At 66.4% G+C, this 24,313-nt stretch carries 22 protein-coding genes; 15 read left to right on the top strand and 7 right to left on the bottom strand.

Annotation, left to right across the window (positions count from 1 at the left end; all coding sequences use genetic code 11):
• The first annotated feature begins 12 nt into the window (after positions 1 to 12).
• The 3 genes from GCU42_RS03310 (at position 13) to parC (ending at position 4,535) form a co-directional block, all read left to right on the top strand.
• Positions 13 to 1,410, top strand: a complete 1,398-nt coding sequence (locus GCU42_RS03310; protein WP_162789362.1) for a GumC family protein — start codon at positions 13 to 15, stop codon at positions 1,408 to 1,410.
• Positions 1,403 to 2,209, top strand: a complete 807-nt coding sequence (locus GCU42_RS03315) for a CpsD/CapB family tyrosine-protein kinase (RefSeq protein WP_152569434.1) — start codon at positions 1,403 to 1,405, stop codon at positions 2,207 to 2,209. The genes GCU42_RS03310 and GCU42_RS03315 overlap by 8 nt, the downstream gene beginning before the upstream one ends.
• Before the next feature lie 103 nt (positions 2,210 to 2,312).
• Complete coding sequence (gene parC, locus GCU42_RS03320; RefSeq protein WP_114229036.1) at positions 2,313 to 4,535, top strand: DNA topoisomerase IV subunit A; 2,223 nt, start codon at positions 2,313 to 2,315, stop codon at positions 4,533 to 4,535.
• Positions 4,536 to 4,555: 20 nt separating this feature from the next.
• Here the strand turns inward: parC and GCU42_RS03325 are convergent, their stop codons facing one another.
• Entirely contained in the window at positions 4,556 to 5,599 is a 1,044-nt protein-coding gene (locus tag GCU42_RS03325; RefSeq protein WP_205215029.1) for an exostosin domain-containing protein, read from the bottom strand.
• A 55-nt stretch (positions 5,600 to 5,654) separates the two neighbouring features.
• Entirely contained in the window at positions 5,655 to 6,551 is an 897-nt protein-coding gene (locus tag GCU42_RS03330; RefSeq protein WP_114229035.1) for a LysR substrate-binding domain-containing protein, read from the bottom strand.
• A gap of 328 nt (positions 6,552 to 6,879) precedes the next feature.
• On the opposite strand from GCU42_RS03330, the gene GCU42_RS14960 reads away from it, so the two are divergent.
• The 4 genes from GCU42_RS14960 to GCU42_RS03345 all read left to right on the top strand — a co-directional run bounded on the left by GCU42_RS14960 (position 6,880) and on the right by GCU42_RS03345 (position 11,046).
• Positions 6,880 to 7,056, top strand: coding sequence for a hypothetical protein (locus tag GCU42_RS14960; protein WP_162789360.1), 177 nt, complete (start codon positions 6,880 to 6,882; stop codon positions 7,054 to 7,056).
• Between the two features lie 98 nt (positions 7,057 to 7,154).
• Positions 7,155 to 7,931, top strand: coding sequence for a phosphoribosylaminoimidazolesuccinocarboxamide synthase (gene purC / locus GCU42_RS03335; RefSeq protein ID WP_114229034.1), 777 nt, complete (start codon positions 7,155 to 7,157; stop codon positions 7,929 to 7,931).
• 216 nt (positions 7,932 to 8,147) lie between these two features.
• Complete coding sequence (locus tag GCU42_RS03340) at positions 8,148 to 8,825, top strand: DUF2306 domain-containing protein (RefSeq protein WP_205215028.1); 678 nt, start codon at positions 8,148 to 8,150, stop codon at positions 8,823 to 8,825.
• Positions 8,826 to 8,877: 52 nt separating this feature from the next.
• Positions 8,878 to 11,046: a primosomal protein N' gene (locus GCU42_RS03345; protein WP_114229033.1), complete on the top strand. Its 2,169-nt coding sequence runs from the start codon at positions 8,878 to 8,880 to the stop codon at positions 11,044 to 11,046.
• A gap of 4 nt (positions 11,047 to 11,050) precedes the next feature.
• Here GCU42_RS03345 and GCU42_RS03350 read toward each other — a convergent pair whose 3' ends face one another.
• A complete protein-coding gene (locus GCU42_RS03350; protein ID WP_240309575.1) occupies positions 11,051 to 11,569 on the bottom strand; it encodes a CAP domain-containing protein in 519 nt (172 codons plus the stop codon).
• 165 nt (positions 11,570 to 11,734) lie between these two features.
• On the opposite strand from GCU42_RS03350, the gene GCU42_RS03355 reads away from it, so the two are divergent.
• A complete protein-coding gene (locus tag GCU42_RS03355; RefSeq protein ID WP_205215027.1) occupies positions 11,735 to 13,294 on the top strand; it encodes a cryptochrome/photolyase family protein in 1,560 nt (519 codons plus the stop codon).
• Here the strand turns inward: GCU42_RS03355 and ada are convergent.
• Positions 13,291 to 14,328: a bifunctional DNA-binding transcriptional regulator/O6-methylguanine-DNA methyltransferase Ada gene (ada, locus tag GCU42_RS03360; protein WP_114229031.1), complete on the bottom strand. Its 1,038-nt coding sequence runs from the start codon at positions 14,326 to 14,328 to the stop codon at positions 13,291 to 13,293. The genes GCU42_RS03355 and ada overlap by 4 nt on opposite strands.
• 2 nt (positions 14,329 to 14,330) lie before the next feature.
• The gene (locus GCU42_RS03365) at positions 14,331 to 14,792 is read right to left on the bottom strand and encodes a DUF1203 domain-containing protein (protein ID WP_114229030.1); all 462 of its coding nucleotides are present in this window, start codon (positions 14,790 to 14,792) and stop codon (positions 14,331 to 14,333) included.
• A gap of 98 nt (positions 14,793 to 14,890) precedes the next feature.
• On the opposite strand from GCU42_RS03365, the gene GCU42_RS03370 reads away from it, so the two are divergent.
• From GCU42_RS03370 to GCU42_RS03400, 7 genes are all read left to right on the top strand, one after another.
• Positions 14,891 to 15,352 carry a GNAT family N-acetyltransferase gene (locus tag GCU42_RS03370; protein WP_114229029.1) on the top strand — a complete coding sequence of 154 codons (462 nt, stop codon included), beginning with the start codon at positions 14,891 to 14,893 and terminating at the stop codon, positions 15,350 to 15,352.
• Between the two features lie 115 nt (positions 15,353 to 15,467).
• The gene (locus tag GCU42_RS03375; protein ID WP_114229028.1) at positions 15,468 to 16,022 is read left to right on the top strand and encodes a F0F1 ATP synthase subunit delta; all 555 of its coding nucleotides are present in this window, start codon (positions 15,468 to 15,470) and stop codon (positions 16,020 to 16,022) included.
• Between the two features lie 2 nt (positions 16,023 to 16,024).
• A complete protein-coding gene (atpA, locus tag GCU42_RS03380) occupies positions 16,025 to 17,554 on the top strand; it encodes a F0F1 ATP synthase subunit alpha (protein ID WP_114229027.1) in 1,530 nt (509 codons plus the stop codon).
• Between the two features lie 89 nt (positions 17,555 to 17,643).
• The gene (locus GCU42_RS03385) at positions 17,644 to 18,531 is read left to right on the top strand and encodes a F0F1 ATP synthase subunit gamma (RefSeq protein WP_114229026.1); all 888 of its coding nucleotides are present in this window, start codon (positions 17,644 to 17,646) and stop codon (positions 18,529 to 18,531) included.
• Between the two features lie 29 nt (positions 18,532 to 18,560).
• Positions 18,561 to 20,036 carry a F0F1 ATP synthase subunit beta gene (gene atpD, locus GCU42_RS03390; RefSeq protein ID WP_114229025.1) on the top strand — a complete coding sequence of 492 codons (1,476 nt, stop codon included), beginning with the start codon at positions 18,561 to 18,563 and terminating at the stop codon, positions 20,034 to 20,036.
• Complete coding sequence (locus tag GCU42_RS03395; RefSeq protein ID WP_114229024.1) at positions 20,037 to 20,300, top strand: ATP synthase F1 subunit epsilon; 264 nt, start codon at positions 20,037 to 20,039, stop codon at positions 20,298 to 20,300.
• Between the two features lie 135 nt (positions 20,301 to 20,435).
• The gene (locus tag GCU42_RS03400) at positions 20,436 to 21,926 is read left to right on the top strand and encodes a TadA family conjugal transfer-associated ATPase (RefSeq protein ID WP_205215026.1); all 1,491 of its coding nucleotides are present in this window, start codon (positions 20,436 to 20,438) and stop codon (positions 21,924 to 21,926) included.
• Between the two features lie 51 nt (positions 21,927 to 21,977).
• On the opposite strand, the gene GCU42_RS03405 is transcribed toward GCU42_RS03400, so the two are convergent.
• A complete protein-coding gene (locus GCU42_RS03405; protein ID WP_114229052.1) occupies positions 21,978 to 22,739 on the bottom strand; it encodes a helix-turn-helix domain-containing protein in 762 nt (253 codons plus the stop codon).
• Between the two features lie 76 nt (positions 22,740 to 22,815).
• The gene (locus tag GCU42_RS03410) at positions 22,816 to 24,237 is read right to left on the bottom strand and encodes an NAD-dependent succinate-semialdehyde dehydrogenase (protein ID WP_114229023.1); all 1,422 of its coding nucleotides are present in this window, start codon (positions 24,235 to 24,237) and stop codon (positions 22,816 to 22,818) included.
• Positions 24,238 to 24,313: the final 76 nt, after the last annotated feature.

Genomic DNA, 24,313 nt, shown 5'->3' on the forward strand with positions numbered 1-24,313 from the left:
GAAGGCGGCGGCGTGGGCTGGTTCTTCAACCACCTGCCGACCATTTTCTGGCAACGGCGGATGCTGGTGGTCTGGCCGTTCGTGGTGCTGACCTTGGCCGCGATCGTCGCGGCCTTTTCGCTGCCGACCATCTATCGCTCCAAGGCAACGCTGCTGGTTCAGGGCCAACAGATCCAGAGCAACTATGTCCAAGCACCCGTGGCCGGCGATATCGAGCAGCTGATCGCCCGTATCCGTGAGCGGGTGCTGAGCCGCGGCGACCTCATCCAGCTGATCGAGCAGAACAACCTCTACGCCAGCGACCGGCGCTCCAAGCCGATGTCCAAGGTCGTCGACAAGATGCGCGATTCGACCACGGTCGGGGCTCAGGCCAACGACCTTGGCGGGCAAGCCAGTGGTGGGCCCAACACCGTCGCGATCGACATCAGTTTCGATTATCCCGATCCCGCCCAGGCGCAGGTCGTGCTGCAGAGCTTCGTTAACAGCTTCCTGTCGATGGACACCGAGGATGTATCCGAGCAAGCGCGCATCGGCGTCCGCTTCCTGCAGGACCAAGCCAATAAGCTGCGCGGCCAGATTTCGGCGCTCGAGGGTCAGCTGACCGAGCTCAAGGCCCGCAACGGCTCCGCGCTCGCCAACACCGGCGGTGGCGGCATGATGATGGATCTGGGCAGCTACAGCGCGCAGATCGCCAGCCTCGAGAACCAGAACCGTCAGTTGCTCGTCCAGGCCAGCCGTACGGGCGGCAAGGATCCGCAGGTCGTGGCCGCTGAAAGCGCGCTCGCGGCGGCGCAGGCGCTCTACAATGACAGCCATCCCGACGTGCAGGCCGCTCGCGAGCGCCTCCGTGCCGTCCAGCAGATGGCGCGCGCCAACCCCGGCAGTGATGACGCCGCGATGATCCGCGCCCAGATCGCGTCGAACAACAGCGCCATTGCCTCGCTGCAGTCGGCCAAGGGCCAGGCTATGGCGCGGGCTCAGGCCGCCATGGCCGGTTCGGCACGGGCGCCTGCGATCCTCGAGCAGGCGATGCAGCTCGAGAATCAGGCATCCGCGCTGCGCGACCAGTATAACAAGGTGTCGGACGACCTTCTCAAGGCGCAGAACACTGCCCGTCTCGCCAATGAGCAGCGCGCCGAGCGCCTCTCGCTGGTCGAGGCGCCGAGCCTGCCCGACACGCCCTACTCGCCCAACCGCCCGATCCTGATCGCGGCCGGTGCGGTCGCCGGGCTGCTGCTGGGCCTCATCCTCGTCTTTGCGGTTGAGCTGCTCCGCAAGCCGCTCCGCAGCCCGGCGCAGATCGAGGGCATGGGCCTACCCATCCTCGGCGTAGTGCCGCTCATCGAAGACAAGCAGCGCAAGCGGTGGCTCCGGCTTCCCTTCCGCAAGAAGGATCCGAAATTTGCCTAGCAGCCTTTCCGCTCCGCAGGAGCAGGGCACCGCCTCCTCGGCCAGGGTGCTCGACGATGTTCGTCGCGCGCTTGCCAACCCCATCACCATTGAATGGGGTTCGCAGCAGGCGCTCGACGGCGGCATTTACGGCTTCAACAGCATCGACCCGCGCTCGCGCAGCTTCAACCTCATCCGCGGCAAGCTGCTCGATCGCAAGCGCAAGCGCGGCCAGCGGATGGTCGGCGTGGTCTCGGCCACTCCGAACGTCGGTAAGTCATTCGTCTCGGCCAATATCTCGGCCAGCCTCAGCCGCGATCCGCAGGTCCGCACCTTCGCGGTCGATCTCGATCTGCGCCGCGGCTCGCTCAGCCAGCAGTTCGGCTTTACCCCGAACAATGGCCTCAGCGCCTATCTCGACGGCGACGGTCAACTCGAAGTGTTCGATCTCTCGGGTGAGCGGCTGACTGTAGTTCCGACCCGCGGCGGTCCTTTCCATTCGGCCGAGCTGCTCGCCACCGTGCGGGCGCAGGCGCTGTTCGCCGCGATGCGCGAGAGCGATTCGTCGAACATCTTCATCTGCGACCTGCCGCCGGTGTTCGCCAACGACGATGCGGTCGCGACCATGGCCAATCTCGACAGCTACATCCTCGTCGCCGAGGAAGGCACCACCACCGAGCGTGAGATCCGCGATGCGGTCGAAGCGCTTGGCCGCGAGAGGCTAACCGGGGTCATCCTCAACAAGTTCCGCGGCGGTGTCGTCAGTGACGGCTATGGCGTCGAAAGCTATTACGCGCAGGGCTACGGCGTCGAAGTCTGACGCCACGCCCGCGCCGGCACTGGCTGTAACCTGACCGCCACGGCTTCAGCGGGCATGCACCGCCCGCTTCCGCCCTCCCCAGCCGCTTGCTAGGGTCGGGGCAATGGAACCGGACTCTTCCTCGACGATCGACACGCCCTTCGATGCTGCTTTGTCGGAGCGCTACCTCGTTTATGCGCTTTCCACGATCACGGCCCGCTCGCTGCCCGACGTCCGCGACGGGCTGAAGCCGGTCCATCGCCGCCTGCTCTGGGCGATGCGCCTCCTTCGCCTCGACCCTGCGGGTTCCTACAAGAAGTCGGCGCGCGTGGTCGGCGACGTGATCGGCAAATATCATCCGCACGGCGACCAGTCGGTTTATGACGCGATGGTCCGCCTCGCCCAGGATTTCGCGCTCCGCTACCCACTGGTCGACGGCCAGGGCAATTTCGGCAACATCGACGGCGATAACGCCGCGGCTTACCGCTACACCGAAGCCAAGCTGACCCCGATCGCGATGCAGCTGATGAGCGGGCTCGACGAGGGCACCGTCGGCTTTCGCCCGACTTACAATGGCGAGGAGGAAGAACCCGAGGTCTTCCCTGGCCTATTCCCCAACTTGCTCGCCAACGGCGCCAGCGGGATCGCGGTCGGCATGGCAACCAGCATTCCGCCGCACAATGTCAGCGAGTTGCTCGATGCTGCCACCCACCTCATCGACAATTCGCATGCCGAAACTCGCGACCTGCTCGATTTCGTCTCGGGACCCGACTTCCCGACCGGCGGCGCGGTGGTCGACAGCAAGGAGGCGATCGCCCTCGCCTATGAGACGGGGCGCGGCAGCTTCCGCCTGCGAGCCACCATCGCCCACGAAAAGGAAAAGGGCGGCGGCTGGCACCTGCTGGTCACCGAGATCCCTTACGGCGTCCAGAAGGGCAAGCTGATCGAGCAGATCGCCGATCTGATCGCCACGAAGAAGCTGCCGATCCTCGCCGACGTCCGCGACGAAAGCGCCGAGGACCTCCGCATCGTCCTAGAGCCGCGTAGCCGCACGGTCGAGCCTGAGTTGCTGCTCGAGAGCCTCTACCGGCTTACCGATCTCGAGATCCGTTTCCCGCTCAACCTCAACGTCCTCGACGCCCAGCGTACTCCGGGCGTGATGAGCCTCAAACAGTGCCTGACCGCCTGGCTGGCCTTCCAGATCGAGGTCATGCTCAACCGCTCGCGGACGCGCATCGGCAAGATCGACGACCGGCTCGAGCTGCTCGACGGCTTCCTCATCGCCTATTTGAATCTCGACCGCGTGATCGAGATCATCCGCACCGAAGATGAGCCCAAGGCGGTGATGATCGCCGAGTTCAGCCTGACCGACCGCCAGGCCGAGGCGATCCTCAACATGCGCCTGCGCTCGCTCCGCCGGCTCGAGGAAATGGAGATCGGCAAAGAGCGAACAGCCCTCGCCAAGGAGCGCGAGGAGCTTGCCAGGCTGGTCGAAAGTCCGATCAAGCAGCGCAATCGCCTGAAGAAGGACCTGGCGGCCGTCCGCGACAAGTTCGGCGACGAGCGCCGCACCCGAATCGAGGAAGGCCCTGCCGCCCGCGCCGAGATCGACTGGTCGCGGATGATCGAGAAGGAGCCGATCACCGTCATCTTGTCACAGCGCGGCTGGATTCGGGCGATGCGCGGCCATGTCGCGCTCGACGATGCCGAGACGCTCAAATTTCGCGAGGGCGACGCCCTTCACAAGATCTTCCACGCACAGACCACCGACCGGCTGCTGCTCGTCGCCGAAAACGGGCGCGTCTACACGCTCGGTGGCGACAAACTGCCAGGCGGCCGCGGCTTTGGCGAACCGGTGCGTTTGACGATCGACCTCCCCGCCGAGATCGAGATCGCCGATCTTTTCGTCGTCCGCCCCGAGATGAGACTGCTGGTCGCGTCGAGCGATGGCCGCGGCTTCGTCACCTCGGGCGAGGCCGTGCTGGCCGAGACCCGCAAAGGCAAGCAATTGCTCAACCTGCGGGAGGGTGCCCGTCTCGCCTCGCTCCGCCCCATTCCCGTCGACGCCGATGCCGTCGCGGTGGTCGGCGAGAACCGCAAGCTTCTCGTCTTTATGCTCGGCGAGCTGCCCGAGATGGGCCGCGGCTCGGGCGTCCAGCTTCAGCGCTATCGTGATGGCGGCCTTGCGGACGTGAAGCCGCTCAAGCTCAGCGACGGCCTCAGCTGGAGCATGGGCGGCGACAGCGGCCGCACCCGTTCGGAAACCGACCTCAGCGCCTGGAAGGGCATCCGCGGCGCCAGCGGACGAATCGCCCCCCTTGGCTTCCCCCGCAACAATCGATTCTAGGTAGGGACGCGCTAGTCGGCTCAGCCCAGTGCTGGCGCCAACTGCTCGCCGAACCGTCTCGCCACGGCCCCTTTGGACACTGCCCGGCGGGCGATCTCGCTGGCGACACGTTCCAGCCATTGACCGGAATCAAGGCTCGCCGCCGCGGCGCGCGCCAAGGCCTGCCGCTCGCGGAACGCAGATGCCGAGCGCACTTTCCAGTCGGCGGAGATGATCTCTGGTAGGCGATCGAGCTCGCCGAACGGCACGATCAGCGCAACCTTAGGCCAGTCGACGTCGGGGGGCAGCACCATATCGGTGTCGATAATCACCGGCACCCGCCCGAAACGAAGGGCCTCGTACAGACGGAAACTGTAGTTCTCGATGCCGCGCGGGCAGAGGACATATGTCGACCACACGAGATGCTCGGCATAGGCCGCAATTTCCGCGGCCGTTCCTCCAAACCCATTGCGCGCCTCGCAGCGAAACTCGCCTCCCTTCGCGAGCGGCGTCTTTCTCATCGCCGCCATCGTCCGCGAACGTACGAACGTTCCCGCGTAAGTGAGCGGTAATCGAGCCGTGAGGGCGGCGGCGTAAAGGTCGGCCGATCGCAGATGATGCCCGGTCAACACCCAGTCGCGCACCGCCCCCGGCGCCCGATTGACGATCTGCCCCGCCCGCGAGCCCTCGTATGTCGAGCCCATGAAGCCGACGTGCAGCGACGGCTTGTCTGCCCACTCGATCGCTGTTTCGTCCGGACGCTCGGCACTGCTCCACGGATGCGGAATGACCCGCATCCGGCTACTGTCGAACCACCGCGTATAGCCCGAGAAGTGCAGCGATAGATCGGCGCTGCCGAGAAAGTACTCAGCCTGACCGGCCACGAAGACAGTGAAGATGCCCTCACCTGCGTTCGCAATCGCTTGCCGCCACGCGCGAACATGTTTCGGTCGAATTTCAGACAGATAGCAAAATGGCTGGCTTGCGACCTCCACCGAGCACCCTGCCGCGCGGCAGGAGCTGGCAACGACCTCAGGATAATTGATCGTCGGACCTGACATACCGACGACGAGAATTTGTGACACGAGCAAAGTCCCCCGAGACGGGAGACGTACGCCGCCAGCGCAACTTGGTAAATCATTAATTAACGTTCAGCTCGGCCAGCAACCATTCGCGAAAGCGCTTGATCTTGGGGACATTGCGGCGCTCGGGCGGCCAGACCAGCCAATAGGCGTAGCCGGCGGTAGAGCTTTGCGCGAACGGCTGGACGAGCCGCCCGGTGCTAAGGTCGTGACGCCACAGAAAGGGCGTCAACAGCGCCACCCCCTGCCCGGCCATCGCTGCATGTCCCTCATTCGCCTGGTTATCGAGCCGGATGCCACCGCGCTTGGCGGTCGAGTCGAAGGCGACGCCGGCGTCGGCGAACCAGATTCGCCACCATTCGTCGTGCGGGCTGAGCAGTGGCAGGTCGACCAAGTCCGCCGGGCGCAGCGCCCGCCCGAGGTTGGTTTCGACCCGCCGGATCAGGTCGGGTGAGGCAACCGGCGTGAACTCGCTACGAATGAGCAACTGCTGCTCGAGCCCGTCCCAGTCGCCGCGCCCCGCGCGGATCGCGACATCGGCCTCGCCGTTGCGGAGGTCGGCCAGCCGGTCATCGGTGTTGAGCCGAACCGCTAGGTCGGGATGGGCGATCTGGAAGCGGCCGAGGGTCCACGCCAGCCAGGTGTTGGCGAAAGTGTAGGTCGTGGCGATCGTCAGCAGCGCCTCGTCCTCGGCGCGGACGCTGGCGAAGGCCTGCTCGATCGTGTCGAACGCCTGGCTCAGCGCGGGCAGCAATTGCCGACCGAGCGGGGTTAGCCGCGCGCGTCCCTTCTCGCGCAAGAACAGCGGGGCGCCGAGGCGCTCCTCGAGGCTCTTTACCTGATAGGAGACCGCCGCCTGGGTCATCCCCAATTCGCTCGCGGCAGAGGTGAAATTTTCGAGCCGTGCGGCAGCCTCGAAAACTCGAACGGCGGTCAGCGGTGGCAGCTTTCGCATGGCGCACCCATAAGCCATACTGATGGATGAAGCCAAGCGTTCGATTGGCGTAACGATCTCCCCTGCCCTATTTCGAACCCGTCACCGACGAGGATGTGAGGGCGCTCACCGGACCCCGCCTTCCCCGCCGCTCAAGTATGAGGAGACAATTGCCATGGCTTATGGACCGAGCACCCGCATGTTCCTCGCCGCCGAGCCGCGCCCAACACCCGCACCGGCGCTCGCTTCGGCGAGCGCAGCCTGGAAACAGCTCCCGCGCGACGCTCGCCTGGCCGCCGTCGACCTTCACCTGCGTAACGCCTGACCCCAGCCCGAAAGGATCACGATCATGCAAGACGAGCTGTTCGACCGGGATTTCCAGCTGGCCCGCGCTCACTTCCTGCATGGCCTCCGGCGCTTGCTGGTGTCGCTCCGCGCCGTCGGTCGCGCCCATCAGCGCGTGTTCTGGTCGGCGCCGTGGCGGACGCCGAGCCTGCGAGACGCCAAGCGGTCGTTGCCTCTGTAAGCCTACTACCCTATAGCGCAGAGCATATTCGCCCCGGCCTCTCGGCATCGTCCAGAGCGGCCGGGGCGCCGTCTTTTCGCGCAGGGGAACCCGCCCGTATGGCTCGTCGCCGGCAGATTTACGAAGGCAAGGCCAAGATTCTCTACGAGGGTCCCGAGCCCGGCACCCTCATCCAATATTTCAAGGACGACGCCACCGCGTTCAACGCGCAGAAGCGCGGGACGATCAGCGGCAAGGGCGTCATCAATAACCGCATCAGCGAGCACATCTTCACCTCGCTGGCGATGATTGGCGTGCCGACGCACTTCATTCGTCGTCTCAATATGCGCGAGCAACTCATTCGCCAGTGCGAGATCGTGCCGATCGAAGTCGTCGTGCGCAATGTCGCCGCCGGCTCGCTGTCGAAGCGCCTCGGGATCGAGGAAGGCACCCAACTCCCGCGCACGATCATCGAATATTATCTCAAGGACGATGCGCTCGGCGATCCGATGGTCGCCGACGAGCACATCGCCTGCTTCGGCTGGGCCAGCCAGGAAGAGATGAACGACATCGCCGACATGGCGATCCGCGTGAACGACTTCATGGCCGGGCTTTTCGCCGCCATCAACATCCGCCTGGTCGACTTCAAGCTCGAATTCGGGCGGGTCTACGAGAACGACTATCCGCGGATCATCCTCGCCGACGAGATCAGCCCCGACGGCTGCCGCCTGTGGGACATGAAGTCGGGCGAGAAGCTCGACAAGGACCGCTTCCGCCAGAGCCTCGGCGGCGAGGCCGAAGCCTATCAGGAAGTCGCCCGCCGCCTCGGCCTGCTTCGCGACGAGGAATTCGCGGTCCTCGACCTCGATAGCCATCGCAAGAAGAAGGGGCTGTAGCCGCTTTCGCTTGCTTTTGCGCTGGGTTGACCGTCAATTTGGCGCGGTGAACCAGGCCTTTGCTCCGCCGCTCACAAGATCGGCCGCCGCTGTCCGCTGGAGCGGCTGGGTCCTCGCGGCAGTGGTATGGGCAAGCGGCGCGGTCTTCGGCCTCTACATCCTGCTTTTCTTCGGGGGCAACGCGCTCCACGGAGCTCTTGAGCGCTGGAACGGTCGGTGTCGGCGCTCTACCGACCTCAACTGCCGGCCGCCACTGCCGGTATCGGCGCCCATTTCGCCGCTGGCGGGCTGCTACTGATCCTCGGCCCGGTCCAACTGGTTGCCGCTGTCCGGGAGCGGTGGCCGTGGCTCCATCGCTGGCTGGGTCGCCTATACGTTGCGTCGGCCGCTCTGGCCGGAGCAGGTGGACTTGCATTCATCCTTGCCGGAGGCACCGTTGGAGGCCCGGCCATGAGCGCCGGCTTCGGTCTTTACGGTGCGCTGATGATCGTGGCCGCGGCGAACACCTATCGCTTTGCCCGGGCGCGCCTGGTGGAGCGCCACCGTGCCTGGGCCATCCGCCTTTTCGCGCTGGTCGTCGGCTCGTGGCTGTACCGGATGGAATATGGATTGTGGTTTATGACGGTCGGCCATGCCGGTCACACGCACAATTTCCGTGGCGGCTTCGATCTCGTCATGGATGTCTTCTTTTTTCTCCCGAACTTGGCCGCTGCCGAACTGTTCATTCGGTCGCGGCGGCGCGACAATCGTCGTGGCAGTGTCATCGATTGGGCAACCGCAGCGGTGTTGTTAGCGGCCTCCGCCTTCGTTGTTCTGGCAACCTGGTTCTTCACGGTCCGCTTCTGGGGTGCCGAGATGGTGAGCGGACTGAGCGGAGCCGCGCTGACCGGCTGAACCCCGCTGTCGCGCTTGCCAGCGGGGTCTGCTTTCCCCAAGTCGCCCCGGCATGTCCGTCCGCCGCGTCCGCATTGTCACCCTGAACGCTGCGCTGGGGCCGCTCGACTATCGCGTTCCCGACGGGGTTGATGCCGCGCCCGGTCAGGTCGTCGTCGCGCCGCTCGGGCCGCGGCCGATGATCGGCGTGGTGTGGGAGCCCGAACGGCTGCCGACTGACGAGGTCGGCGATAATCGGCTGCGCTATCTGACCTCGGTCCTCGACCAGCCGGTCGTCGCTCCCGCCCTCCGTCGCCTGTGCGAATGGACCGCGGATTATTACCTCAGTCCGCTGGCCGCCGTGCTGCGGATGGTGCTGCCATCTTCCTACGCGTTGCACGATCAGCGCCAGCTGGTCGAATACCGGCCGACCGGCCTCCTGCCCGATCGCTTGACCCCGCAGCGCCGTACCGCGCTCGAGCAGCTCGAAGGCCGGCAAGGCACGATCCGCGAACTCGCCGCGCATGCCGAGGTCAGCGACGCCGTGCTCCGCGGTCTCGTCAACGCTGGCGCGCTCGAGCCGGTGCTGGTCGATGCCGACAAGCCGGTGGGCTGTCCCGACCCGGATTTCGCTGCGCCCGACCTCAACTCCGAGCAGGCCGACGCCGCCGCCAGCTTGGTCGCCGCGGTCGGCCAAGGTTTCGATCCGGTGTTGCTCGACGGAGTGACTGGTTCGGGCAAGACCGAAGTCTATTTCGAAGCGATCGCCGAGGCGGTGCGGCAAGGTCGCCAGGCGCTCATTCTCCTCCCCGAGATCGCGCTCACAGAACCGTTCCTCAAGCGCTTCGAGGCGCGCTTCGGTTGTACCCCGACCGCCTGGCACTCGGGCCTCCGCTCGTCCCAGCGCCGCCGTGACTATCGCGCCATCGCCAGCGGCGAGGCCAAGGTCGTGATCGGTGCCCGCTCCGCTTTGTTCCTGCCTTATGCCGACCTCGGCCTGATCGTCGTCGACGAAGCGCATGAACCGAGCTTCAAGCAGGAGGATGGCGTCCAGTATCACGCCCGCGACGTCGCGGTGATGCGCGGCTTCTTCGAGAACATCCCGGTGGTGCTGTCCTCGGCCACGCCCGCGATCGAGACTCGTCACATGGTCGAGCTCGGCCGCTACCGCGAGGTCAAGCTCGCCAGCCGCTTTGCCGGCGCCCGCCTGCCGCATCTGTCAGCGATCGATCTCACCCAGGACCCGCCTCCGCGCGGACGCTGGCTGGCGCCGACCCTGGTCGCCGAGCTCGCCGCCAACCTCGAAGCGGGCGAGCAGTCGCTGCTGTTTCTAAACCGCCGCGGTTTTGCTCCGCTGACGCTCTGCCGGACCTGCGGCCATCGCTTTCAATGCCCCAACTGCACGGCCTGGATGGTCGAGCATCGGCTGATGCATCGGCTGGCCTGCCACCATTGCGGCCACGTCATGCCACCGCCCCGGCTGTGCCCCGAATGCGGCGACGAGGACAGCCTGGTCGCCTGCGGTCCTGGGGTCGAGCGGATCGCCGATGAAGTGCAGGCGCTCTTTCCCGAAGCCCGGACCGCGCTCGTCACCAGCGACACCATCTGGTCGCCGGTCAAGGCGGCCGAGTTTGTCGCAGCGATGGAAGCGGGCGCGATCGACATCGTGATTGGGACCCAGCTCGTCACCAAAGGCTATCACTTTCCCAACCTCACGCTGGTCGGCGTGGTCGACGCCGACCTCGGCCTTCAGGGCGGGGATCTGCGCGCCGCCGAGCGCAGCTTCCAGCAGATCGCGCAGGTCGCCGGCCGCGCCGGGCGCGGTGAGAAGCCCGGTCGCGTCCTGGTCCAGACCCACGATCCGGAGGCGCCGGTGATCGCCGCGCTGGTCAGTGGCGATGCCGACAGCTTCGTCGCCGCAGAGACTGAAAGCCGCCGCGAGGCCGCGATGCCGCCGTTCGGCCGCCTCGCCGCGCTGATCATCTCGAGCGAGGACAAGGAAGAGGCCGAGGCCGTCGCCCGTCGCATCGGCCGCGCCGCACCCGCCATCGAAGGCATGGCGGTATTTGGCCCTGCCCCCGCCCCGCTCGCCATGCTGCGCAGCCGCCACCGCTACCGGCTCCTGGTCCACGCCGCGCGCAGCCTCGACGTCCAGGACGTCATCCGCGACTGGCTTGCCGGGGTCGAATGGGGCGCGAAGGTCCGGGTCGCGGTCGACGTCGACCCGTACAGCTTTCTCTAAAGGCCTAGGCGGCGACCCGCCCGTCGACATTGCCGTGCGGAGAGTAGCGGCAGACGAGATAGTCCCACTGCCCGTTCGAGCGGATCGCGCAACCGACCCTGGTGGTCTGACGCCAGATGATTTGCGTGAAATGGCCGACGTCCGACCAGTGTCCGGTCCGACTGACTTGCGGAAAGACGCCCCGGCGATAGGCGCCGCCTTCGCTCAGCCAGCGCCCGACCATTTGCTCGGGACTGAACGCGCCATGGCTGCCCATCCACAGGTTCTCGCCCTGCCCCTGGCGGCTGGCCTTGGCGCTATGCTGCCAGCGATTGGTGCGCGCCAGCTCGGCGGCATAGCCATCCGCCGCTTCGGCCAAGCCCTGATCCCATTGCAGCGGGGCGACGCCCCAGCGTGACCGTTCGATATTGTGCGGGGCCAGCAGCCGCATCGAGATCGGATAGACGATCCGGCTGACGGCATTCGCTGGTCCGCCAACCATCGCCATGGCCGCCACCGCGGCCAGCGCTGCACCCAAACGCATCGAAAACTGGACCCCAACCTCGCGAGAGCCCCCGGCCCTCGCCCCGGCCGCAAATGATGCGCACTGCGCCCTGCAACGCAAGCACGACCGGCGCCCGTTTTCGCCGAGCCGAAGGTCCAGCTGGCGTGAGCCGTTCAGTCGAGCGACGCGTTAGCCCTGCAATCCATGCCCAAGCTTCTCATTCCCGTCCTCGGCGACCAGCTCAGCCACGGCCTCGCCTCGCTCCGCAACGTCGACCCCGGCGAAACGGTCGTGCTCCTGATGGAGGTGGTCGAGGAAACGCGATACGTCCGCCATCACCCGCACAAGATCATCCTGATTTTCTCGGCCATGCGCCACTTCGCGGCCGAACTTCGCGAGCGCGGCTGGACGGTCGACTACGTTCAGCTCGAGGACGAGGGGAACACCGGTAGCTTCACCGGCGAGGTCCGCCGTGCGCTCGACCGCCATGCCGCCGAGGCGATCCGCGTCGTCGAGGCCGGCGAATGGCGCGTCCAGCAAGCGCTCGAACGCTGGCAGAAAAGCTTGGGCGTTCCGGTCGAGATCCTCGCCGACGACCGCTTCATCTGCCCGCTGCCCGACTTCTTCGCCTGGGCCGGCGAGACCGAGCATCCCGTGATGGAATATTTCTACCGGGAGATGCGCCGTCGCACCGGGCTGCTGATCGAGTCGAATGGCAAGCCGACCGGCGGCCAGTGGAATTACGACAAATTCAACCGCGAAGGCCCGCCTACGCAGTCGAACTTTCCGTCCATCGAACCCTTTCCCCCCGACGCCATGACCGACGAGGTCATCGCCCTCGTCGAGCGCCGCTTCTCGAAGCATTTCGGCCGCGTCGAAAGCTTCAGCCTCCCGGTGACCGCGGCCCAAGCCGAGGCGCGCCTCGACGAATTCATCACCCGCCGCCTGCCGCTTTTCGGCACCTACCAGGATGCGATGCTGGTCGGCGAGGACTGGATGTTCCATGCCGCCATCTCGACCTCGCTCAATTGCGGCCTGCTCGACCCGCTCGACGCCTGCCGCCGGGCGGAAGCCGCCTTTCGCGCCGGCCATGCTCCGCTTAACGCCGCCGAGGGATTCATCCGCCAGATCCTCGGTTGGCGCGAATATATGCGCGGGATGTACTGGCGCGAGATGCCGGGCTTGAGCGACGCCAATGCGCTCGGCGCCAATCGTCCGCTGCCCGAGTTCTACTGGACCGGCGAGACCGACATGAAGTGTATGTCGGAGTGCGTCCGCACCACCCACGACCACGCCTATGCCCACCACATCCAGCGGTTGATGGTGCTCGGCAACTTCGCGCTGCTCGCCGGGATTGACCCAAAGGCGATCAGCGACTGGTTCCTGGTGGTCTACGCCGACGCGTACGAGTGGGTCGAGCATCCCAACGTCATCGGCATGAGCCAGTGGGCTGACGGCGGCCACATCGCGACCAAGCCCTATGCCGCCTCGGGCGCCTACATTGACCGGATGAGCGATTATTGCCGCAACTGCGTCTACGACGTGAAGAAGAAAGTCGGTCCCCGCGCCTGCCCCTTCAACGCGCTCTACTGGGACTTCCTCGCTCGCCACGAGCAACGGCTCAAGGCCAATCACCGCCTTCGCAATCAATATGCCACCTGGCACCGCCTCGGGCCGGAGAAACAGGCCGCCTATCGCGATTGGGCGGAACGCATCCTTGCCCGGCTCGAGCCCGCCGCGCCGGGTTGGGCGCGCACCGACTAGAGCAGCGTCGGCGCCTCGAGCTCGATCCCCTCGGCCTTGAGCAGCTGGCGCTTGCGGTCGAGCCCGCCGGCGTAGCCACCCAAGCTACCGTCGGAGCGCACCACGCGGTGGCACGGTACCACCACCGCGACCGGGTTGGCGCCGTTGGCCGTCCCCACCGCGCGCACCGCCCCCGGTTGGCCGACCGCGGCGGCGATGTCGGCATAGCTACGGGTTTCGCCCGGCGGTATTTTGCGCAGTTCGGCCCACACCCGCTGCTGGAAGGCGCTGCCGCTGACGTCGAGCGGCAGGTCGTGGCGCCGCGCGGGCTCGGCCACCGCCGCCAGCGCCGCGTTGATCAGCGGCGCATCGGGGTCGTGAACCAGGTCCGCGTTGGGAAAGCGCCGCTTGAGTGCGTCGACGCTCTCGTCGAACGTCAACCGGCAAATTCCGCGATCGGTCACCGCGACCAGCAGCTTGCCCACCGCGCTGTCGGCAACCGCCCAACGGATCGTTTCGCCGCGGCCGCCGTCGCGCCATGCCGACGGGGTCATGCCGAGCTGGCTGCCCGCTTCCTCGTAGAACCGGCTCGGAGCCGAATAGCCCGCTTCGTAGATCGCTTCGGTCACGGTATCGGTCTCCTCGAGAGCCTGCTCGGCACGCTTGCGTCGCACGGCGCGCGCATAAGCCGCGGGCGACAGGCCGATCTGCCGGGTGAACAGGCGTTGGAAATGGTGCGGCGCATAGCCGACCTGCGCCGCCAAGGGTTCGAGCCGCAGCGGTTCCTCGGCCCGGTCGAGCAGCGCTACCGCCTCGGCCACCGCCTGCTCGTCCCGGGTGACCGCGTCGGGTCGACAGCGGAGACAGGCGCGAAAGCCGGCGGCGGCGGCCTCTGCGCCCGATTCGAAGAAGCGGACGTTTTCGCGCTTGGGCCGTCGGGCCGGACAGGATGGCCGGCAATAAATGCCGGTGGTGACAACCGCGCCGACGAATTGACCGTCGAACCGGCGGCTGCGTTCTTCGAACGCCTGCCAGGCGAGTTGTTCGTCGACCATGCTCAGTCTCGCTCCACCCGCGCGGCGAAGCAGCCGCGGGTCGCATAATGGGCATGGATATAGGCGGTTTCGGGGTCGGCCAGAAGCGCCGTCAGCTTCGCATCTGCCTCGCCGGGCGCGGCCAGCACCGCCTGCCGCATGTCATGCGCGGCATCGAACGCCCGCAGCGACAGCACCCGCCGGGCCAGCGCCGGCGGGACTGTGTCGCGATAGCTGGCCGCCTGCTGGGCCTCGCTGACGAAGATCGCGTGCGAGGTGCGATACGGTCCGCTCGCCACGCTCTGGTGGTTGAGCAGCAGCACCTCCCCGCCCACCAATACGTCGTCGAGCGTGATACGGCACGGCGCATCAGGACATTGCGTGACCGTCATCCGGACGATCTCTCGCTCGGCGAGCTCGGCATCGGAGAGGAGATGCAGCGGGGCGAAGGCGGCGGGGTCGAGCCCGGTGATGCGGTAGGTCATGTCCCTCTCCTGCCAGCACCGAGCCCTCGCCGCCTTCCCGAAACTTGCGGTCAAACCTTCACCTCGTCGGATTCCGCCACCTTGGCTAGGCGACCGCTATGGCGATCACCATCCATCGCGGCGAGCTGGCGGCCCCCGACGTCCAGGCGCTGCTCGACCTCCACGTCGCCGCGATGCGCGGACATTCGCCCGCCGATGCGTGCCACGTCCTTCCCGCCACCGCGCTCGACCGCCCCGACATCCTGTTCCTCTCCGCGCGTGAGGACGGCCGATTGCTCGGCGTCGGTGCGCTCAAGGCGCTCAGTCCGACCGAGGGCGAGATCAAGTCGATGCGCACCGCGTCCGCTGCCCTCCGGCGCGGGGTCGCCGCAGCCTTGCTGCGCGCCATCGTCGCCGAAGCCTGCCAGCGCGGCTACCAACGCCTGTTGCTCGAAACCGGGACCGGCCCCGAGTTCGCCGCGGCCAACGCACTCTACGACCGGGCCGGCTTCGTCGAAACCGAAGCCTTTGGGGGCTATCCGCCAAGCCCCTTCACCCGCTTCCTCGCGCTCCATCTCTAGCCGCCTTGCATCGCTGGGGAGGCGCTGCTAGGGGCCTCGCAACCCAGCGGGGGCGTGCGGTTTTCACCAGTCGCGGCGCCCCGCTTTGCATATCTTTTTCGGAGCTTACAGGCGCGTGGAGACATCCGGCGGCATTCGGGCAAGCTTAGCAGGTCGCTATGCCTCGGCCCTGTTCGAACTGGCTCGCGACGAGCGGAAGATCGACGCGGTCTCGACCAGCCTCAAGACCTTGAAGGACGCGCTCGCCCAGTCGGCCGACCTAAAGGAGCTCATCTCCTCGCCGCTGATCCAGCGAAAGGACGCCGCCAAGGCGATCGCCGCCACCGCCGGCTCGCTTCAGCTCGATCCCACCACGACCAATTTCCTCGGTGTCGTGGCGGGCAACGGTCGTCTGCGTCAGCTGCCCGAGATCGTCCGCCTGTTCGAGCGGCTCGCCGCCGATCATCGCGGCGAGACGACCGCCGAAGTCACTACTGCCCGCCCGCTCGACGACGACCAGGTCGCTGCCTTGAAGGCCAGCCTGCGCGCTCGCGCCGGGCGTGAGGTCACTATCGACAGCAAGGTCGATCCCGCCATCCTCGGGGGCATCGTCGTCCGGCTCGGCAGCCAGATGATCGACGCTTCCATCCGCACCAAGTTGAACACTCTAGCCACGGCTATGAAAGGCTGATCATGGACATCCGCGCCGCTGAAATCTCCCGCGTCATCCGCGACCAGATCGCGAACTTCGATGCCGATGCGCAGGTCTCCGAAGTCGGTCAGGTGCTGTCGGTCGGCGACGGCATCGCCCGCATCCACGGCCTCGACAACGTCCAGGCCGGCGAGATGGTCGAGTTCGAGAACGGCACCAAGGGCATGGCCCTCAACCTCGAGAGCGACAACGTCGGGGTCGTGATCTTCGGTTCGGACTCCGACATCTCCGAGGGCTCGAGCGCCAAGCGCACTGGCACTATCGTCGACGTTCCCGTCGGCAAGGGCCTGCTCGGCCGCGTCGTCGACGCACTCGGCAACCCGATCGACGGCAAGGGCCCGATCGTCGCCGAGCAGCGCAGCCGCGTCGAGGTCAAGGCCCCCGGCATCATCCCGCGCAAGTCGGTCCACGAGCCGGTGCAGACCGGCCTTAAGGCGCTTGACGCGCTGGTCCCCGTCGGCCGCGGCCAGCGTGAGCTGATCATCGGCGACCGCCAGACCGGCAAGACCGCCGTCGCGCTCGACACCTTCATCAACCAGAAGGCCGCCAACGCCGGCGACGACGAGGGCCAGAAGCTCTACTGCATCTACGTCGCGGTCGGGCAGAAGCGCTCCACCGTCGCGCAGATCGTCCGCGCGCTCGAAGAGAATGGCGCGATGGAATATTCCATCGTCGTCGCCGCGACCGCCTCGGAGCCGGCCCCGATGCAGTTCCTCGCGCCCTACACCGGCTGCGCGATGGGCGAATATTTCCGCGACAACGGCATGCACGCCGTGATCGTTTATGACGACCTCTCCAAGCAGGCCGTCGCTTACCGCCAGATGTCGCTGCTGCTGCGCCGCCCGCCGGGCCGCGAGGCCTATCCGGGCGACGTCTTCTATCTCCACAGCCGCCTGCTCGAGCGCGCCGCCAAGATGAACGACGCCAACGGCAACGGTTCGCTGACCGCGCTGCCGGTCATTGAGACTCAGGCGGGCGACGTGTCGGCCTACATCCCGACCAACGTCATCTCGATCACTGACGGTCAGATCTTCCTCGAGACCGACCTGTTCTACCAGGGCATCCGTCCGGCCATCAACGTCGGCCTCTCGGTCAGCCGCGTCGGCTCGGCCGCGCAGACCAAGGCGATGAAGAAGGTCGCCGGCTCGATCAAGCTCGAGCTCGCCCAGTATCGCGAGATGGCTGCCTTCGCGCAGTTCGGATCGGACCTCGACGCCTCGACCCAGAAGCTGCTCAACCGCGGCGCCCGCCTGACCGAGCTGCTCAAGCAGCCGCAGTATCAGCCGATGCCGGTCGAGGAGCAGGTCGCCTCGATCTACGCCGGGACGCAGGGCTTCCTCGACAAGGTCGAGACCCGCGACGTCACCCGCTACGAAGCCGCGATGCTGAGCTTCCTCCGCTCGGAGAAGCCCGAGGTTCTCGCCAAGATCCGCGACACCAAGGCGCTCGACGACGATACGGCGGCGGCGCTCAAGGATGCGCTGACGACGTTCGGCAACCAGTTCGCGTAAACGCCCGTCGCCCCGGCGCAGGCCGGGGCCTCTGGCCGCAAGAATCCCGCTGAGATCCCGGCCTCCGCCGGGATGACGACAGGAAGCAGATGGCAAGTCTCAAGGCCCTGAAACTCCGCATCGGCTCGGTGAAGTCGACGCAGAAGATCACCAAGGCGATGAAGATGGTCGCCGCGGCGAAGCTGCGCCGGGCGCAGTCGAACGCCGAGCATGGCCGCCCTTATTCGGCGCGCCTGTCGGAGGTGGTTGCCAGCCTGGCCTCGCGGATCACCGTCGGTCCGCAGAGCCCCAAGCTCATCGCCGGGACCGGAAGCGACCAGCGTCACCTGATCGTCGTCGCCGCTTCTGACCGCGGCCTCGCCGGTGCGTTCAACACCAACATCGTCCGCGCCGTCCGCCGCGCCGCCGATGAGCTGATCGCCCAGGGCAAGGACGTTCAATTCTACCTCGTCGGCCGCAAGGGCCGCCCGGTCATCCAGCGCTTTTACGGCGCCAAGGCGATCGTCGGCCAGTACGACACGTCGGAGATGAAGAACCCGACCTATGCCGACGCGCAGGCGATCGCGGCCGAGGTCATGCACCGCTTCAACTCGGGCCAGTGCGACGTCGTCGACCTCGCTTACTCGAACTTCCGCTCGGTCCTCCTGCAGGAGCCGACGGTCGACCAGATCATCCCGGTCAAGCCCGCCGCGGCCAACGACTCCGGCATCGGCGCCGCCTCGGCCGCGGTCGAATACGAGCCCGACGAGGAGGACATCCTCGCCGCGCTTCTGCCGCGAAATGTCGCGGTGCAAATCTATCGTGCCCTTCTCGAGAATCAGGCCGGCTTCTACGGCAGCCAGATGACCGCGATGGACAACGCCACCCGCAACGCCGGCGACATGATCAAGAAGCTCGGCATCATCTACAACCGCCAGCGCCAGGCCGCGATCACGACCGAACTGGTGGAAATCATCTCGGGCGCCGAAGCGCTCTAACCGACCAAGCAAGGCAAGGAAGCAAAGCCATGGCCACCGCCGCCGACACCATCGCCCCCACGGGCGCCACCAGCAACCTGACCGGCCGCGTCGCGCAGGTCATCGGCGCCGTCGTCGACGTGTCGTTCGAGGGTGAGCTGCCGCCGATCCTCTCGGCGCTCGAGACCGAGAACAACGGTCAGCGCCTCGTCCTCGAGGTCGCCCAGCACCTCGGCGAGAACGTCGTCCGCACCATCGCGATGGACGCGACCGAGGGCCTCACCCGCGGCCAGGTGGTCAAGGCCACCGGCGAGCAGATCCAGGTCCCCGTCGGTCCCAAGACCCTCGGCCGGATCATGAACGTCATCGGTGAGCCGATCGACGAGCGCGGCCCGATCGGCAGCGACCTCAAGTCCTCGATCCACGCTCAGGCCCCGGCCTTCGTCGACCAGTCGACCGAAGCCGCCATTCTGGTCACCGGAATCAAGGTCATCGACCTCCTCGCCCCCTACGCCAAGGGCGGCAAGATCGGCCTGTTCGGCGGCGCCGGCGTCGGCAAGACCGTGCTCATCCAGGAGCTGATCAACAACATCGCCAAGGGCCACGGCGGCGTCAGCGTCTTCGCGGGCGTCGGCGAGCGCACCCGCGAGGGTAACGACCTCTATCACGAGTTCCTCGACGCCGGCGTCATCGCCAAGGACGCCGACGGCAACCCGACCCCAGAGGGCTCGAAGGTCGCCCTCGTGTTCGGCCAGATGAACGAGCCGCCGGGAGCACGCGCCCGCGTCGCGCTGTCGGGCCTCACGCAGGCCGAATATTTCCGCGACGTCGAAGGCCAGGACGTGTTGTTCTTCGTCGACAACATCTTCCGCTTCACCCAGGCGGGTTCGGAAGTGTCGGCGCTGCTCGGCCGCATCCCGTCGGCGGTGGGCTATCAGCCGACCCTGTCGACCGACATGGGCGCGCTACAGGAGCGGATCACCTCGACCAACAAGGGCTCGATCACCTCGGTGCAGGCGATCTACGTCCCCGCGGACGATCTGACCGACCCGGCTCCGGCGACCTCGTTCGCCCACTTGGACGCGACCACCACGCTGTCGCGCGCTATCTCCGAGCTCGGCATCTACCCGGCGGTCGATCCGCTCGACTCGGTCAGCCGCGTGCTCACCCCGGCGGTCGTCGGTCAGGAGCACTACGAGACAGCCCGCGCCGTTCAGGAGACGCTGCAGAAGTACAAGTCGCTGCAGGATATCATCGCCATCCTCGGCATGGATGAGCTGTCGGAAGAAGATAAGCTCACCGTCGCCCGCGCCCGCAAGATCCAGCGCTTCCTCAGCCAGCCGTTCCACGTCGCCGAGGTCTTCACCGGCATCTCGGGCAAGTTCGTAGCGGTCGAGGAGACGGTGCGCAGCTTCAAGGCGGTAGTGAACGGCGACTACGACCACCTACCCGAGGCGGCCTTCTACATGGTCGGCGGCATCGACGAGGCGATCGCCAAGGCCGAGAAGATGGCGGCGGAAGCCTAAATGGCCGAGCTGCACTTCGAGCTGGTCACGCCCGAGAAGCAGGTGCTGTCGGCCGACGTCCATATGGTCGTCGTTCCCGGCAGCGAGGGCGAATTCGGGGTCATGGTCGGCCACGCGCCCTTCACGACCACGCTCCGCGACGGCGAGCTGGCGGTCTACCGCACCGCCGGGGCCACGCCTGAGCGCATCCAAGTCAGCGGTGGCTTCGCCGAAGTCGGCGCTAACGGCCTTACTGTCCTCGCCGAAAGCGCCGTCACCGCCTGACGCATCCGTCCGTTGTGATTCGAAAGGGCGCTCCGCGAGGGGCGCCCTTTTTCGTTCGTTTTCCCCAATTATCCATTCGTTTAAGTTTGCCGCTTATTCACCATCTCCGCGAATTCTCGGATTTCAGGTGAAACAATGAACGCATTCGGCAAGCGCGGCGGCATGAACGGAGCGGGAGCACGCCCCGCCTTCGGCGTGGCCCGGCCGATGAAGGCTGGTCCCGGCAGCGAGCCCGCACCCGCACCGGTCGACGACGTTCCCACCCCGTTCGACAGCTCCATGCCGGCCAACGCCGACGCCATGGATCGTCTTAACAACCGCATGAACGGCAGCGGCGATGCCGCTTCGTCCAAGACCGAAGGGTTCGAGGCCAGCGTCCACAAGATCAAGGAGCAGGTGCTCCCGCGCCTGCTCGAGCGGGTCGACCCGGAAGCCGCCGCCACGCTCGGCAAGGACGAGCTGGCCGAGGAATTCCGCCCGATCATTTCCGAGGTGCTCGCCGAGCTCAAGATCAACCTCAACCGGCGCGAGCAGTTCGCGCTGGAGAAGGTGCTGGTCGACGAACTGCTCGGCCTCGGGCCGTTGGAAGAGCTGCTCGCCGACCCGGCGGTCAGCGACATCATGGTCAACGGACCTGACCAGACCTTCGTCGAACGCAAGGGCAAGCTCGAGGTCGCGCAAATCCAGTTCCGCGATGAGGAGCATCTGTTCCAGATCGCCCAGCGGATCGTGAACAAGGTCGGCCGCCGCGTCGACCAGACCACCCCGCTCGCCGACGCCCGTCTCGCCGACGGCAGCCGCGTCAACGTCATCATCCCGCCGCTCTCGCTGCGCGGCACCGCCATCTCGATTCGTAAGTTCTCCGAAAAGCCGATCACGCTCGACATGATGCGTGGCTTCGGGTCGATGTCGGAGAAGATGGCGACCGTGCTCAAGATCGCCGGCGCCGCGCGGATGAACGTGATCATCTCGGGCGGTACCGGCTCGGGCAAGACGACCATGCTCAACGCCCTGTCGAAGATGATCGACCCGGGCGAGCGCGTGATCACCATCGAGGACGCGGCCGAACTTCGCCTGCAGCAGCCGCACTGGCTGCCACTCGAAACCCGCCCGCCCAATCTTGAGGGCCAAGGCGCGATCACCATCCGCGACCTCGTCATCAACGCCCTGCGTATGCGTCCCGACCGGATCATCCTGGGCGAGATTCGTGGTCAGGAAGCGTTCGATCTCCTGGCCGCGATGAATACCGGCCACGACGGCTCGATGGCGACGCTCCACTCCAACTCCCCGCGCGAATGCCTCGCGCGTATGGAGAACATGGTGATGATGGGCGACATCAAGATCCCGAAAGAGGCCATCAGTCGCCAGATCGCCGACTCGGTCGACCTCATCGTCCAGGTGAAGCGTCTCCGCGACGGCTCGCGTCGCACCACCAACGTCACCGAGGTGATCGGCATGGAGGGCGAGGTTATCGTCACCCAGGAGCTGTTTAAGTTCGAATATCTCGACGAGACCGCCGACGGAAAGATCATCGGCGAATATCGTTCGATGGGCCTGCGCCCCTACACGCTCGAAAAGGCCAAGCAGTACGGCTTCGACCAGCCTTACCTTGAAGCGTGCCTGTAAGACTTTGAAATCCAGGAGGGGCCGTCCCCGGTGGACAGCCCCTCCCCCTTCTCACTCAACGTAGATTCCGACCACCTTCCAAGCGCCTTGCTCCTGGTCGAGCGAAACCGTCTCGATCGCCTCGCGGCCGCTGGCGAAGCGGGTCCGATACTGGACGACGTGGACCCCTGCCGGCGGCGCCGGGACGTCACTCTCGGCAACAAAGGTCCGCGAAACGACCGCGCCCAGCGGTACCCGTACCTTTTGAGCCGCGCCGGTCCAATTTTGCAGCGTGTTGAGCGACCGGAACGAAGTGCTGGTCGCGGCATAGGCGTCCTGCCAGCGCGCCGCGTCGCCCAGCTCGAGGAAGCCGCGGGCGGCGGCCGCGGCTGCGCCTTCGGCGACCGGCTGGGAGGTGGCCGGCGCCAGCGTTACCGGCGACGACGGCTGAGCTGCGGCAAGCAGAAAAAGTCCGAACAACAATGACATGGCAATCGCTCCTTCGATCAGCCGTGAAGCTAGCGCGCGACGCTGTGCGTCGGGTGCCACTTGATCGGCGACGGCAGAGGATGGGGAGCTTTCCGCAACTTCGTCATCCCGCAAAGCCTTGTCCCCCAACTTTTCGGGGTCCGCCCCTTCCTGATCGAGGAGCAGGCGCGCAGCTTCGCGGCTGCTTGATACGGCAAGCTTGCGACGGGCGTCGCGCAGCCGCTCGTTGATCGTGTGCACCGAAAGGCCGAGTTCGCGCGCGGTCGACTTGGCATCGTGCCCGCGCACGATCAGACGCAGCGTCTGCTTTTCCTTCTCGGTCAGTCGGTGAAGGTCGGTCGTCATCGCGGCCAAGGGTAGTTCGGGGTCCGCCGGCAGCCACCCCTAAAAACTAGTACTACGATCCGACCGTACTACAAACCTACGACGTTTTGGTGATTTCAAGCGGCTTCACGTGCACCGCCTTGATGTTAACGAACTCGCGAATGCCGAAGGCGGCGCACTCGCGGCCGTAGCCCGAATGCTTGACGCCGCCGAATGGCATTCGGCTGTCCGAACGGACGTTCTCGTTGACGAAGCTCATCCCCGCTTCGAGCTCTTCCGCCGCGATCCGCCGCCCGCGCGCGAGGTCGCCGGTTAGCACGCCCGAGCCAAGACCGAATTCGCTGGCATTGGCGATGGCAATGGCGTCCGCCTCGTCCTTGGCCGAGATGATCGCCGCGACCGGTCCGAATACCTCTTCGTCATGCGCCGGCTGCCCGGCCTTGACGTCGGTTAGGACCGTCGCCGGATACCAGGCCCCGGGTTGGTCGGGCTTCTCACCGCCGAGTAGCAGCCGGGCGCCGTGCGCCACGCTCTTTTCCACCTGCTCGTGGATCTCGTCCCGCGCCGCGACGCTCTGCATCGGCCCGAGCTTGGTGGCTTCCTGTGTCGGATCGCCCATTGTAAACCCGCGCATCGCCTCGACCAGCGCCTGCTCGAAGGCGGGCTTGATCGCCTCGACCACGATGAAGCGCTTGCCGGCGATGCAACTCTGCCCGCCGTTGACCATCCGCGCGGTCGCCGCGACTTTTGCCGCAGCCGCCACGTCGGCATCCTCGAGCACGACGTAGGCGTCCGACCCGCCAAGCTCGAGTACGCACTTCTTGAGCACACCTCCCGCGGCGGTAGCGACGCTCTTCCCCGCCGGCACGCTGCCGGTCAGCGTCACCGCCGCGACATGTTCGTCCTCGATCAGCGCGGCGACCTCCTTGCTCGGCAGGATCAGCGTCCGGAACAGGTCCTTGGGCACTCCGGCATCGTGCAGCACCTGCTCGATCGCCAAGGCGCAGCCAGGCACGTTACTGGCATGTTTGAGTAGCGCACCATTCCCCGCCATAAGCGCCGGGGCGGCGAAGCGGATCACCTGCCAGAAGGGGAAGTTCCACGGCATCACCGCCAGCACGACGCCAATCGGATTGAAGGTGACGAACGCTTCTGCATCGGTGCCGAGATCGACCGGCTCCTCGGCCAAGTAATGCTCGGCATGATCGGCGAACCAGTCGCAATGGAAAGCGCACTTCTCGATCTCGGCGCGGCCCTCGGTCAAGGTCTTGCCCATCTCGGCGGTCATCAGCGCGGCATAATCGCCCTCCCGCTCGCGCAGCAGCCCCGCCGCTCGGCGCATGACCGCCGCCCGGTCGGCGAAGCTCGTCCGGCGCCACGCCTGGTGGGCCGCCTTGGCCGCCCGCGCCGCCGCCCGCGCCTCGTCCAAGGAATTTGATTGGTAGCTCTTGCCCGGTTCACCCGTCGCCGGGTTCACCGTCTGCACCTGATCGCTCGTTCGCTCCGCGCCGTCGGCCATAATCACTCCTTTGCCCACTCAACGATGGAGGGACGATTTGGAGGCGGCGGCTCGAGATGAATTCGTCGCAATCGTG

The organism is Sphingomonas ginsengisoli An et al. 2013, assembly GCF_009363895.1.
GTDB classification, from domain to species: domain Bacteria; phylum Pseudomonadota; class Alphaproteobacteria; order Sphingomonadales; family Sphingomonadaceae; genus Sphingomicrobium; species Sphingomicrobium ginsengisoli.